Source organism: Shewanella sp. MM_2022_3 (genome assembly GCF_022557375.1).
GTDB lineage: Bacteria > Pseudomonadota > Gammaproteobacteria > Enterobacterales > Shewanellaceae > Shewanella > Shewanella xiamenensis.
Map to the genome: position 1 here is coordinate 156,396 of NZ_JAKZGV010000002.1, position 14,245 is coordinate 170,640.

The 14,245-nt window shown below is 45.1% G+C and carries 7 protein-coding genes and 1 pseudogene; 5 read left to right on the top strand and 3 right to left on the bottom strand.

Features of this window, described 5'->3' with window-relative positions; translation table 11 throughout:
* Positions 1-42: 42 nt before the first annotated feature.
* A complete protein-coding gene (locus MMG82_RS01910) occupies positions 43-4,227 on the bottom strand; it encodes a translocation/assembly module TamB domain-containing protein (RefSeq protein ID WP_241406392.1) in 4,185 nt (1,394 codons plus the stop codon).
* On the bottom strand, positions 4,224-6,080 hold the full coding sequence (locus MMG82_RS01915) for an autotransporter assembly complex family protein (protein WP_037417987.1): 1,857 nt from the start codon (positions 6,078-6,080) through the stop codon (positions 4,224-4,226). The genes MMG82_RS01910 and MMG82_RS01915 overlap by 4 nt, the downstream gene beginning before the upstream one ends.
* 120 nt (positions 6,081-6,200) lie before the next feature.
* Here MMG82_RS01915 and MMG82_RS01920 point away from each other — a divergent pair.
* A pseudogene (locus MMG82_RS01920) lies at positions 6,201-7,232 on the top strand (isoaspartyl peptidase/L-asparaginase).
* A 351-nt stretch (positions 7,233-7,583) separates the two neighbouring features.
* On the opposite strand, the gene MMG82_RS01925 reads toward MMG82_RS01920, so the two are convergent.
* Positions 7,584-10,295 (bottom strand): acetate--CoA ligase family protein, encoded by a 2,712-nt coding sequence (locus tag MMG82_RS01925; RefSeq protein WP_037429109.1) that lies wholly within the window; start codon positions 10,293-10,295, stop codon positions 7,584-7,586.
* A gap of 431 nt (positions 10,296-10,726) precedes the next feature.
* Between MMG82_RS01925 and MMG82_RS01930 the strand changes: the two genes are divergently transcribed.
* From MMG82_RS01930 to MMG82_RS01945, 4 genes are read left to right on the top strand one after another with little or no spacing between them, the layout of a single operon-like run.
* Complete coding sequence (locus MMG82_RS01930; RefSeq protein WP_347154111.1) at positions 10,727-11,869, top strand: methyl-accepting chemotaxis protein; 1,143 nt, start codon at positions 10,727-10,729, stop codon at positions 11,867-11,869.
* Between the two features lie 14 nt (positions 11,870-11,883).
* Positions 11,884-12,168: an STAS domain-containing protein gene (locus MMG82_RS01935; RefSeq protein ID WP_037429105.1), complete on the top strand. Its 285-nt coding sequence runs from the start codon at positions 11,884-11,886 to the stop codon at positions 12,166-12,168.
* A gap of 7 nt (positions 12,169-12,175) precedes the next feature.
* On the top strand, positions 12,176-13,873 hold the full coding sequence (locus tag MMG82_RS01940; RefSeq protein WP_047537586.1) for a SpoIIE family protein phosphatase: 1,698 nt from the start codon (positions 12,176-12,178) through the stop codon (positions 13,871-13,873).
* A 3-nt stretch (positions 13,874-13,876) separates the two neighbouring features.
* Entirely contained in the window at positions 13,877-14,242 is a 366-nt protein-coding gene (locus MMG82_RS01945) for a response regulator (protein ID WP_037418002.1), read from the top strand.
* Positions 14,243-14,245 lie beyond the last annotated feature (3 nt).

Genomic DNA, 14,245 nt, shown 5'->3' on the forward strand with positions numbered 1-14,245 from the left:
TCGGCATGTAGCTCACTATTGTGTCTGTGTGCTAGCCAAACACTACTTGATATTAAAATTGTAATAGATATCAAGGGATTGCCCTAAAGTACCGGATACGGTTTCAAGATAGAGTTGGGATAACAGGTAATATCTGACAGTCATCTCATATCCAGGATTGAATACGCCAACACCGTATTTGACCATAAGGTTATCACCGATAAAACCACTGATGGCAACGCGGCCCTCATCATTAGTATCGAGTTGCACGTTAGAGAAACCAAATTCTTCGATAATGCCCGCTGCTGTATTTCCAATATTATTAATAGCGCCACCGCCACCAACCTGAGCACTGAGTCCCAGCGCCGCTCCCATCATCAAGGAGTTGTTCTGCTCATTATTGGTACTGTTGAACCCGCTGCCTTTAATAATATAAGACAGAATTTCGGCTTGTTCCTTGGCCGGATTAGAGAAAAGGGTGACCACCGGCCGAGTGGGAGTACCAGTGACGCGCACTCCCGCGACCAAATCTTCGCTCTTTATTTCCCGAATTGCTTCAATATTTAAATTAGGGACAGAAGGTGGGCCCACAAATTGCACTTCACCCGTACGGATTTTCAGCGTTTGCCCCATAAACTTATAGTTGCCTTGTTTGACCTTAATATCTCCAAATAACAGGGGTGGGCGAAACGCCTGTTGCTGAAGTTTTAAGGTTCCCTGTAGCTTACCTTTGAGGCCCATACCATCGATTTTAAGATCGTTGCCAACGTTAATATTCAGGTCGGCCACAATGGCATAGGGGCTGGCTTTAGGTTGCGCGGCGGCAATTGAGTCATTGAAAACGACATCCTCTGACAAGGCTACACCACCCTCAGCCAGTTGCACTATCTTAATATTACCCGAGGGAACATCGACTACGCCTTTGACTTCAAGTTGTTGGCTGCTAAAGGCAATCGTGAGATCGGGCGATACATCTAAGAGTGCGAGTGGTGGTTGGATCACCGCCAGTTTATCGCCTTTGACGGCAAGTTCTCCGCTAAACAACCCTTGAGGCCAACGCATTTGTCCCGTAATTCGGCCTAAACCATTGCCCATCATCCAGCGACCTTTAAGGGATGCCTGCTGACCGCCAAGATCCATCGACAGATCAATTTTATTGATAAGGGTAGGGTTCGCTGTCAGTGCAAGAGCTCCTTGAGTGAGCGAAACATTACCCGATACTTCGGGGGCATCTAGGGTACCAGCAAAGTTTAATTTGCTAGTCAGTAAGCCTTCTAGGGTATTGAGCTGTGGGAAAAATTCGCCAAGAGGTTGAAGGTTAATTTGTTTGATATTGGCATAACCCGACAACGCGCGGTCAGGCGTCACGTTAACAGTGAGTTCACTTTGCCAGCTTGCCACGTCCTGTGACTCAAAGTTGATAGACGACATTAGTCGTTTGGCATCTAAGTTAGCTTTTAAAGCAAGTTGCTGATATTTAATGGTGACTTCGCGATTTTTGGCGCGCTTGAGTTTGATGCTACCGGGATCGAAGTTAAAATCGATATTCGCCGTGGGTTTTCGCCCTGCGGTCCAAGCAAAGTTTGCCAATAGCGAAGAGCGACCATCCCAATCCATATTGCTTGGTAATACTGGGGCTAAAAGTTTACCAAGATTACCAGCATAACTTAGTTGCACCTCGCCTTTTTTACCTAGCGAGATTTGATTATCTAAACAAATCTTACTGTTAGGGTTGACTAGACAGAAGGGGCTGACATTGCCTTTGGTTGTATTTTGATCCCATGCAACAAGGATATCTTTATCTATTTCCCAGCGACCAACAGGGGTTGCCAAGTTAATTTTATTCACTTGAGCTTGTAGTCGAGATTTTTTCATATCGTATTGACTGGTCACGCCAAGCTCGAGCCCCAAATCCCCAGTGGCACTTAGTGTCAGTTTTTGGTTTTGAATATCGCCTTTACTGCCAAGGGTGACGGTATCTAGATTCTGTGAACCGAGTTGTAGCGCCTTAGACTTGAGCGATAGGGCAAATTCGTGTGCATCCAAAGGCTTATAGTAGGCTTTGAGCGTGGATTCCCTCAGCTTAATATTTTGGTGCACCAGATCGACCAGTTGCGCGGTTAACTCTAGCTGTGGATGTTTTTCATCCCCAGTGACATTGATATCGGCCTGCAATTGGCCGCTGGCTTGGGGCAGCCATAAACCAAAATCGGGGACTTGCAGCTTACCCTCAATGTTCCAGGTTTTGTTGGTTTCTCCCGCTAAAGTTAAGGTGGAACCCAGTACCTTGGCATTGACCCCTTTGGCGCTGATATACAGTTTATCGTTGATACTGACATCGGCGGTGATATCAAATGGATATCCCTGCAAGGAGCCCGACAGTTGAGTGTCCGTTAGAGCAACTTGCCACTGTTTATCTAACAAACGTCCCGTGGTCTGTAATTGTCCAGAGATTAAACTGTTTGGCAGGCTGCTGCTTGCAGTGGCAGGCATCGCCTTATCGGTATTTGTGCTCGGTGTTTTCGTGTCTTTATTTGGCGTTGATTCTGACGTCTGCGCCATTTCTGGCAGGGAGATTTCTTGTAATTTCAGGTTATCGAGCAATACCTTGGCTTTCCAATTGATCGCCTTAGCGTAATCTAGTTCACCGGTCACATCGATCGAACCTAGCTCGCCCTTAGCATTAAACTGCTTAATATCGAGTTTCGCATCTTGATGATGGAGTTCACCGCTAATGGCTAACACTTTATGAAAAGGTGTGGTGACATTTCCTTTGAGCGTCGCGGCTTGTTGATTAAGGGAGCCTTGGCTGTCGAGGTTAAGATCGCTGACAATATATTCTGAATTGTGCAGCGGCCATTGCGCGCGGGCTTTCTCCAGTTTGACCTTGTAGGGAAGCGTGGGATCTTTCAGGGTCAATTGCCCATTGAGACTAAAATCGACATCTCCTTTTGCAAGGGCTTGAATACCGAGTTGTCCGACACTTTGGCTGAGCGTGAGGCTTAATTGCTGATGTGTCAGCTCCGGCAACTCGGCAACCTGAGTCACATTGGCCTTAACCTCAAGTGCGAGCGGATAGTCCTGTTCGAGGGCGAGTTGGCCCACCACAGAAAGATCTCCATAACTGTGGCCAAGTTGCAGTTTATCAAGGGTTAACTGATACTTGGCAAATTGCCCCTGAAGCTCAATATGGCTAAACAGATCTTCGCGTGGCCCAATCTGCAAACGGCTGTTGTCTAAGCTAAGTTGTTTTACATCCACCGGAAAAGGCATAAACACCTGCGGTAAATGGGCAAGTGCCCATTCCTCTGTCGATGTTTGCTTATCGGCGTTTTTATCAATTTGCTTTTCAGCCTGAGTATTCGCTGGCGTTTGCGCCGTAGATCCCTTATTAGCAATGGGCTTATCCGCTGAAGCTTTAGCACTTGCTATCGCCGCTGCAGTTGCAGCTGTCTCGGCTGCCTTGGTGTCAGTGACTTGTGTGCCTGTGATTTGAGTATCTGTGACTTGAATACTTGCGCCTTGAGGATCTGTGGCCTGTGTGTCTAGAACAGGGCTGTCTTCGGTAGGAATTAACACAGCCAAGCCTTCACTGCTAAGCTGCTCGACTGTCAGTCCTTCGGCAAACCAAGTAGCGGCGGTCTGAATATGATTGGCCGAAAAGCGCATCTTATCGACCGCAATATTGATGTTGTTCAGTTCAGCGCTGTCGAGCTTTATCCCAAAGGGCAGAACCAGTTCACTCGGCTCATCATTTTCGGGGGTAACGTCGGCTTCAGTGGAACCTGAGCTTAAGGCCTCGGTATCGATATTGACATCGATTTGGCTCGCCGTTAAAGCATTCACACACAGTTGTTTTTGTAGCAAACAAGTGGGTTGCCACGCCAAATGTAAATTCTTGAGCTCAACGTTAATCCCTTCCATTGACCAACTGGTGTGGGCTAAGGTGAGATCCTTATTTAAGGAGCCAGAGGTGTAGGTGAGCGCCAGATCGGGCACAAATTTATCGGCTAAGCCGACACTGACCCGTGAGCCAATTTCAGTCCCCAGCAGTAATGCCATCATCACCAAGAAAGTTAAGGGGACGTAAACAATAATGCGCGTACAGAGTTTAAATATTTGCCATAGGCGCAGCTTTAGGGTTTTAGGCGGAACACAAGTTGGGTTTTGTTCCACAGTTTGTGGCTCATGCGTTTGATTTTCATGTTGAGCGGATGTATTGGGCTCATGAATTGGGGGCTGACTCATAATTCTGTCCCCATGGTTAAGTGAATACGCCATGAGCGGTCGATAGTGTCTGTTTCTTTCAAACCTACCCCTAAATCCAACTTAATTGGGCCAATGGGGGATATCCAATGGATACCACCGCCTACGGCGATAACGGGCTCAAACTGATTGTTATCAAAAGCGTTACCCGCATCGACAAAGGTTGCAACTCGCCATGTTGGTGTAACGTAATATTGATATTCCAAACTACCAACCATTAAGTAACGACCACCGATAACCTCCCGATTGACCTTGCCATCGGCATCGATATAGTCCAGATAAGGGCCTAACTCTTGGTAGCCATAGCCGCGAATGGTTTGGTCACCACCTGCAAAGTAACGCAGTGATGGTGGGATCAAGGCTAACTCATTTTCATTGGCAAGGTTAGCGGCGAGATCCATACGCGCCACGATTCTGTGGTTATCAAAAAAGGTGTCAATCCACTTAAATTTTGCCTGCAAGCGGGCAAGGCGTGTTTCTGAGCCTAGATAAGGATCGGCATAATCTAGGCTGTATATTTGCCTAAAACCGGATTTGGGATCGAGGGTGTTATCGCCACGGGTAGTTTTAGAAAAGTTAATCCCCGCTAGGTAAAAACTCGGGCTGTAGTCGATATCTGACTGAGTATATTCTTCACGAATGGCATCGAGGGAATAGCTCATGAGCCATTGATTTTCCAGCCGTTGCTGTCTTAGTAGACCGAGTAAATACTTGGTCGCTTCTAGCTGCCCTGTGTTGCGAAAATCACGATTTTCAGGCTCGTAAACTTGTGTAACCCCATATTTATCCCGCAGTAAGCCTAAACGGATCTTCAGTTGGTCGTCCAAAGGATGAGTCAGTGGAATGGTATAAGTGGTCAAAAATTTGGGTCTGTCTGGCGACCACTCCAAACTGGTTTCTTGGGAATGGCCGTATTTATTGATCTGTGGGGTTCGCCAAGTAACACGCACCCTAGGATCGAAGGTCTTATCTGCGCTTTGGCCGATATCACCACCTAAGCCTAATTCGATGGAATGGCTGGCTTTATCGGTCAACTCTACCTTGACGGGCAGTTGATTATCTTTTGCCTGATCGAGCTGTGGGATCACTTTAATATTGGAAAAATAACCCGTATCCAGCAATTGACGGTTAAGGGCGCTGACTCTGCGAGTCGAATAGGCCGCATCTTCCTTAAAGGGGATAAGTTTGGTGAGAATATCCGGCTCTAAGGTGTGACCTTCAAAACTGACTTGGCCAAAATGGTAACGTGCGCCAGAGTTAAAATGCAGGCTGATTTGGGCTGTGTTTAAATCGCGGTTGATGTTAATCTGTGATTCTGTAAATTCGCCATCGAAATAGCCTCGCGCGAGGGCGAGCGTCACCAGTTGAGATTTGACATCCGAATATATGCCGTGGTTGAGCGTATCACCGGGCTTAATATTCACCTCAGCAAGCCATTTGTCGAAGGCTCGGTCGTCAAGCATTTCGCCTGAAAAATTAATATCGACCCATTGAATTTTAACCGGTTCACCTGCATTGACCGTAAGCTTGAGTTCCCAAGGACCTTTCTCTTTCTCGACTAAATGTTCCTCCAACTCTCCATGGTAATACCCCATAGACTCTAGGGCGGTGGTAACATTGTCTTCCACATTAAATAAGAAGGCTCGGCGCTGCACTTCGGAGTCAGGCATTGCACCTAAGTGGGCGAGAATATTACGCTTCAGGGCTTCGTCGACCCCATTGACTGAAAGCGTTAAAAAGTTATCAGCGGCCATAGTCGCTGATGCCACTAAACTTAGACTCAGTAGCAAATGAAGACGAAAAGATAATGAGGTAATTTGCAAGAATCGCTGCACTTTATAGTCCCTGTGATGTGACTTCATTGTCGCCAGAATAGCGTTAACAGGCAAGGAGATGATTGAAATTAGTCATTGAAATGGTTACAAAGGACGTTACTGTTTAAGGGGATGTAAATAATGAAAATAAAATTAGCCACCTTTAGTTTAATTCTCTCGAGTGCACTTTTTATGTCACAAAATACCCAAGCAAATGAAAAACCTTTTGCCATTGCGATCCACGGTGGCGCAGGCACGATTTCTAAAGCTAATCTCACGCCTGAACTGCGACAAGCCTATAAAGATAAACTAAAAGAAGCCGTTGATAAGGGCTCAAAAATATTAGAACAGGGCGGCGATAGCATACTTGCCGTACAAACAGCCATCAATGTATTGGAAAACAGCCCATTGTTTAACGCCGGCGTCGGTTCGGTTTAAACCTATGATGGTGGTCATGAGTTAGATGCCTCTATCATGGATGGTAAAACCATGAATGCTGGTGCTGTGGCAGGTGTACGCCATATTGCTAATCCTATCGATTTAGCTATAGCGGTGATGAATAAGTCCGAGCATGTGATGCTCTCGGGCGCTGGCGCTGAGGAGTTTGCCTTGACTCAAGGTTTTACGCTGGTACCTAACAGCCATTTTGATAGCGATGCCCGTTATCAGCAATTACTCGATGCCAGACAAAAATTGCAGGCGGCTGAAAAGTCCGAGCAAATTGCAGGTATTGAGATGAAAGATCTCGATTATAAATTTGGCACCGTTGGCGCAGTCGCTTTAGACAAAAACGGTAACTTAGCGGCGGGGACATCCACCGGCGGCATGACGGCTAAGCGCTTTGGCCGGATCGGGGATTCGCCAGTGATTGGTGCGGGCACTTATGCGGAAAACGGTGTTTGTGCTGTATCTGCAACGGGTCACGGTGAGTTTTTTATTCGCTACCAAGTGGCGGGCGATATCTGCGCTAAGGTGAAATACCAGCAAAAATCCATTATTCAAGCGGCGGATGAAGTGATTAATCAACGTCTTATCACGGCGGGCGGTTCTGGTGGGGTGATTGCGGTTGATCATCGAGGCAATGTTGCTACCCCCTTTAATACCGAGGGGATGTACCGTGCAACCCGCACCAATGGTGAACCCGCACAGGTAATGATTTGGCAGGACCAATAATGTGAGTCACCTGCGATCATCACAAATAATAAGTGCCGCATAAGCGGCACTTATTATTTGTAAGACATTAGGGCGTGTTGACGTTTCAAGATTAAATGTTGCTCGTTCCGGCTGCACGTGCTCGCGAAACGAGGAATGCTGTGTCGTTATTCTACTCAAATGACGAGCGGCTCTTATGGCAGGAAGTAAGAGCAAGGGCTTGCCTGACGCACCCTTGGGGCAGCATTTGGCGGGCGTTTCTGCCGCATTATCGTCCATTTATGTAGAATAACTACACGGACTTTGCCTTGCATAAACGCCCGCCAAATTGCTGCAAAAACAACCCTAAAACGTCAACATACCCTAGATATATCATGAATTGACAGGGCTGTTACTTTTGAGGTCCATATGCATTTTGATTAGATGTTCTTCCATATCGAAGGTCACCTTAAAGCCTAGGCTTTTAGCAAGACTTGCCATATTGCGGTTTTCAAACATGGTAAAGCCTGTAAGCACAGGGGTGTCATTGGCTTGATAGTATTTAATCAATTTTTCAAGCAGCAGTTTACCTAGCCCAATGCCTTGATGATCCCCCCGTACCGCCATAGCAAATTCTGCCTCGGTATTATCGGGGTCGATGGAGGCCCTTACCGCGCCTAAGGTAATGTCATCACCGTCCGGCCCTTTGGCCGTAGCGATAAAGGCCATTTCGCGGGCATAATCGATTTGAGTCAATACCGCCATTTCCTCGTGGGTCATTTTCGAGCGTACGCCAAAATAGCGTTTATATCTGTCCTCATCGGAGAGGGAGTTATCAAAGGCCAAATGTTTAGGCTCATCCTCGGGAAGAATGGGGCGAAGCATCACTCTGAGGCCATTTTTTAGCTCGGCAAATTCTTCTAACTCTTTGGGATAGGGCATGATGGCAAGTCGAGAGGGATTATCCGTATTGGCATCGTGTAGACGGATATTCACATCGAGCAGGGTAATGTTTTCCCCCGCCGCCAGTACAGGGTTGAGATCCAGCGCCGCAATCTCTGGACAGTCGATAATTATATGGGATATTTGCGTCAGCATCACGCATAGGGCGTTCATATCAAGCCCTAGTGGCAAATGCCGATCTTTTAACTTATGGGTTTTTAGGGCTTGGATGACCATATAACGGGCCAGCGCCATATTCAGTGGGGGAAGCGCAACGGCTGCATCTTGAGTCGGATCCCATTCTGAGCCGCCTTCACCCAAACAGATAGCTGGGCCAAAGACGGGATCGCTTATCACGGCGACACGGATTTCCTGCGCGCCTGCAGTCAGTGCCATCTTTTGTACTATCATGCCTTCGATAATGGCGTCCGGATTGGCCTGATGTACCCGCTGGGTAATTGCATTCGCGGCATGGCGAATGTCTTCCTCCGAGGTCAGATTAAGCATCACCCCGTGAACATCGGATTTATGCAAAATATTGGGTGATTGCACCTTGAGCGCAAGGGGGTAACCCGCCTCATTGGCAATAGCGACGGCCTCATCAGCATCTTTGACAAACCAAGTGTCGATTGTATTGAGGCCATAGGCGCGCAAAATCGGGCTGGCTTCATGGGTTTCGAGTACCGCTTTACCCTTGGCCTGCGCCGCTTGCAGCAATTTTCGCGCTGTTTGGCTATCGGTCGGAATATTGTCGGGGATCGACTGCGGCACTTCCTGTAGCAGTTTTTGATTGCGACGATATTCCACCATATGCATAAAGGCGCCTACTGCACCTTCGGGGGTGCGATAGGTGGAGATGCCGCCCTTGGTAAAACGTTTGCGGGCTTGATAGGCCGAGTCTTCACCGCTCCAGTTGGTGAGGATATTTAAACGGTTTTTCTTCGGGTGCGCATGGATAACTTTAATTAAGGCATCGGCAATCTCGACACTTTCACCAAGGGCTGAGGGCGAATGCAATACTAAAATGGCATCTAATTCCTCACTATCCATTAGGATGGAGAGCGCATTGGCATAGCGGCTAGCATTCGCATCACCGATAATATCTACCGGATTTTGTTTCGACCACGTCGAGGGCAGTACTGCGTCAAGCTTAGCAAGCGTTTCTGGGGATAATTCTGCTAATTTCCCGCCGCGGAGGATCAGTTCATCGACGGCTAATACCGCGGGCCCGCCACCATTACTGATAATACCTAATCGCTCTCCCTGCAGTGGATTGGAGTGGGCAAGGCTTTCAACCGCGGCAAAAAGTTCTATTAAATCATTTACCCTCAGCATCCCCGCGCGCCTAAAGGCGGCTTCATACACAGCATCATTACCACCGATACCGCCCGTATGTTGTTTCGCGGCCCGTACGCCTTCGGCGCTGCGGCCCGATTTAATCACTAAAATCGGTTTATTACGCGAGGCTGCTCGGGCAGCAGAGAGAAAATGGCGCTTCTCATTAACTGAGTCGATATACAGCATAATGGCACTGGTACGGCTATCGCGGCCGAGATAATCGAGCAGTTCATCGAAGTTAATATCAGTGGCATCGCCAAGAGAAATAAAAGACGAAAAGCCAATCCCTTTGTTATTTGCCCAATCGAGCACTGTGGTGCATATTGCCGCTGATTGGGATACAAACGCAATTTTGCCGGGTAAGGCACTCGCATGGGCAAGGCTAGCATTGAGTCCTAAGGGCGGTAAAAGCATCCCTAAACTATTAGGACCAAGGATTCGCATGCCATAACGTTTGGCATGTTGCATAGCTAGGTCGAGTAAGCTTACACCATCATCGTTGACTTCCTGCGCCATCCCAGAAGCCATAATAATTGCCACTTTACAGCCAAATTGCGCGAGAGTTTCGACAATCGCGGGTACACGGCTAGCACGAGTACAAATCACCGCGAGGTCGGGTTTTATCGGTAAGGCTTCAATGTTGGGATAGGCAAGCACGCCCATAACCGCGCGATATTTGGGCGTAACGGGCATGATGGGCCCAGAAAACCCGCTGGATAGCAGGTTTTTCATTAGCACATTACCTGCTCGTTTCTCGCTATTAGAGGCGCCAATGATGGCAACGGATGTGGGTTTAAATAAGGAATGTAGTGTACGTTGACTCATAAATGATCCCATCCCAGACGAAGACGCTGCCAGTGTAACCTACGCACGTGGGGCTGCACAGTTTTGATTCAGGTATTGCGCGGTAAGTTTATTAGTAAATCATTAAGTTAAATGCGGTAAACATCATATTTTTATCTTTAATGAAACATTTTTAGTAACAGCGAGATCTCTGACTACAGAAGCGAAAACCTGTGGGCTTTGCGGAGATTTTGGTTGCCAAATGCTACAAGGCAGCAGATGGCAAACGTCTACTCCTTGCCTCTCGTCATCTGAGTCGACGTGTTACGAGAGTATAAGCTTGCCAGAGCGAAGATAATCTAATCAAGAAATGTCAACACGCCCTCAACAAAGTAAAATTTTTCCGTATTTGTTTGAAAACCCCTGAATCTCAAACTACTTTTTACACACGGATAAATTATTGTGAAGTGTTTATGAGATACATGGATGGCATCATCGCAGTCTTTGCAATAGCAATAGGTTACTTGGTGGGGTCTATTACCCTTTGGCTCCTCAGTCCGGTGTTGGCGGTTGCCGTGATGTTATGTTGGCAATTTTACCGTCAGCAGCAATCTTCGGTGGTGTCTAGCATATCTCAAGTAGAACAACGGGATGGCGTCGCTCTTGGTTGGCAAACGCACCAACGCTTATACCAAGAGGCGATTGCGACTGTTAGTGAATGTGAAAATAATATCCATAATGTCCTTCGGGTTCAGGAAGATGCGGTTAATTTACTCGGAGATTCTTTTGATGGCTTAGGCCGGCTGATGACTGAGCAAACGGGATTTATCTCTGATCTAGTAAAAAGTACTGATGATGCTGAGATATTTCACTCCGAGCAGATGAAACAATTTGCGAATAATACGTCGCAAACGTTAGAACGCTTTATTCAATCCACCATAGAAATGTCTGCCTCAACAATGGAATTGCTTGAGAAAGTTAATCTTATTTACGAATCCATGCCGCAGGCGATGAAGGCCTTACAGGATATCGATCAAATATCTTCTCAAACAAACTTACTCGCTTTAAATGCCGCGATTGAGGCGGCGCGTGCGGGGGAAGCGGGTAGAGGCTTTGCGGTCGTGGCGGATGAAGTGCGTGCATTGTCTAACCGCAGTTCTGGATTTAGTGAAAGTATTCAAAAACAACTGAGATCTATTCAGAATCAGATTGAACAACTCACCCAGCATGTAAGTAAAGTTGCCGCACAGGATATGAGTTATATTATTGATGCAAAAAAAGATATTGATACAGCACTCAAACAAATTATCGTAAAGGCGGAAAAGGATTCTAAGGTCATTGCGCGCATTGATTCATCTGCGCATGAACTTGAAATAGCAATTTCAGATACGATAAGGGGATTACAATTTAGTGATATAACCTCGCAAAGTTTGTCACACACCAATCAAGCATTACATCATTTAAAAGAATCGCTCAAACAAGTCACAGCTATGTCTTATGAGGAGTTTGGAATTACCGGTGACGACGTGACTGAAAAAATGAGTCGGCACCGAAATGAAAAACATAATCCCGTATCAAGGAATGAAATAACGAGTGGCGAAATCGAACTCTTTTAAATGGATATTATATTATGTCAAACATTCAGACCATTATCTTGCCAGAGCGATTTGACTTTTATTACCACAAAAATTTTACACGAGACTATCAACAAATCTTAACTCTTAAGGACGTTAATCATATTATTTTGGATTTTAGCCGAGTGTTATATCTTGATAGTTCAGCGTTAGGCATGATGGTACTGCTATATCGAAAAGCTCAAGAAAAGGGAATGTCGACATCAGTAAAAGGAGCTCATGGTCAAGCTGAGGAGATATTAACCATCGCCAACATGCAGAAAATTTATATCATCGAGTAACCTAGCTATGTCAGAGCACTCAGCAATTAATCACTTTGTATTGGTTGTCGATAATGATGCTGTTGTGAGTCAGTCTATCAGTGACTTTATTCATAGCAAAGGTTATAACGTGATTATCTGTGATAATCTTGAGGATGCTTTTTTTGAAATATCCATCAACAGAATTGATTTGATTTTAGTGAATTTCTTTCAGTCCGATGGTACAGCGTTGACATTGCTAGAAAATCTTCGTCAATTGAATAAGGAAATTCCAGTTGTCGTTGTAACTGATAGGAAAGAACCTCAGGCATTTTTAGATTGCTTTAAAATGGGGGTATTGGATTTTGTTGTTAAACCTATCAATGTTGAATTGTTTTGGTATAAAGCTGAAATTTTATTAACACGTATCAGATTGCAAGAAAAAGTTAAGCAGCAAAGTGTTGAACTCGAAAAAATGCTCTATGAAAAAGCAAGGGAAGAGCAACTGGCTCGTCATATTTTTGAGCATTTAGTGAATGTTGATAATAGCCAATTTGACTTTATAAAGTCATTTTCTCAAGCAAGTGCGAATTTTAGTGGCGATATTTTGTTAAATAGTGTCTCACCTAACGGTAATTTATTCATTATGCTAGCTGATTCAACAGGTCACGGTCTTAGTGCTGCCATGCCTATCATGCGAGTGGCAAGTACATTTAAAGCTATGGTTTATAAGTGCTTTTCACTAGTAACCTTAATCTATGAGCTTAATGAAAAATTATTTTACGAAAATCCAGATGATAGATTTGTTGCCTGCATTCTTCTTGAAGCCGATTTATTTCGTAATAAACTTTATGTTTGGAATGGTGGTATGCCGCCTGTTTTTCTTCACCTCAGACATAATAATCAATCTCAAGATAATAATTCGTGGCTAAATAAAGTGTTTAAGTCAACGAATATGGCGCTTGGAATTTTACCGCCAAATACATTTATTGCAGACATTGTTGAGATTGATTTGCCGCACGAAGGATATGCATGTCTATATAGCGATGGATTAATTGAACAGCCATTATTTGATAACTCTCAGTTTGGTATGGAGCGACTTAATGCTCTGTTTCATGAAAAGTTAGACTCCTTGCCTTATTTTTTTAAAGAAAATTTTGATAATAATTCTCTGGATAATCATATTGTTGATGATATTAGTGTTTGCACTCTTGATTTTCAGCGTCTTCATGACTGGTATCGTTCTCAAGATGTTAGGCATTTATTATCAAATAAGAATGGAGAGTTTGATTGGGATATCAAGATATCAGGACCTATGCTACTAAGTGCGGATTACTTGAGTATGCTCAACCAGTTTTTATCAGCATTTGGTTTTGCGACATATTTTTGTCAAAGAGTATTTACGGTAGTGGCCGAGTTATTTAGTAATGCTATCGACCATGGTGTACTAAAATTAGATTCTAGACTAAAAAATGATCCTGAAGGCTTTGAATTGTACCATAGTATAAGAGATGGCTGCGCAGATAGGCTTACTTCAAATGATTGGGTAAAAGTGAGCATAACGTGGAATGACAGGTATGAACTGTTGATCACTGTGTCTGATAGTGGCAAAGGATTTACTGGTTTTGATAAATCGATTTCAAATTATCCTGAACTTTCTGGACGAGGCTTATCACTGGTGAAAAAATTATGTAAACACTATGAATTAATTTCTCCCGGTAATATCACTAAAGTGGTTATGGAATAGGGCATGAGTAAAAAAATATTAATTGTTGATGATTCTGCTGCCATTCGACAGATGGTTGAAGCCACGCTGAAATCAGCAAACTATCTAGTCACTTTGGCTAAAGATGGCCAAGAGGCTCTCGATTTGTGTAGTAGCCAGCGATTTGATTTTATTTTGACTGACCAAAATATGCCGAGAATGGATGGTTTAACCTTAATTAAATCTTTGCGAGGGATGTCCGCATATATGCGAACCCCAATCATAATGCTAACCACTGAAGCGGGAGAAGATATGAAAGCCCAAGGAAAAGCGGTTGGTGCAACGGGATGGATGGTTAAGCCTTTTGACCCGCAAAAATTATTAGCAATAACCGCCAAAGTGCTGGGTTGAAGG

Coding starts and splice junctions, on each gene's coding strand:
- MMG82_RS01945 (WP_037418002.1), top strand. CDS start 13,877: ATGAGTAAAAAAATATTAATTGTTGATGATTCTGCTGCCATTCGACAG.
- MMG82_RS01910 (WP_241406392.1), bottom strand. CDS start 4,227: ATGAGTCAGCCCCCAATTCATGAGCCCAATACATCCGCTCAACATGAA.
- MMG82_RS01925 (WP_037429109.1), bottom strand. CDS start 10,295: ATGAGTCAACGTACACTACATTCCTTATTTAAACCCACATCCGTTGCC.
- MMG82_RS01930 (WP_347154111.1), top strand. CDS start 10,727: ATGAGATACATGGATGGCATCATCGCAGTCTTTGCAATAGCAATAGGT.
- MMG82_RS01940 (WP_047537586.1), top strand. CDS start 12,176: ATGTCAGAGCACTCAGCAATTAATCACTTTGTATTGGTTGTCGATAAT.
- MMG82_RS01935 (WP_037429105.1), top strand. CDS start 11,884: ATGTCAAACATTCAGACCATTATCTTGCCAGAGCGATTTGACTTTTAT.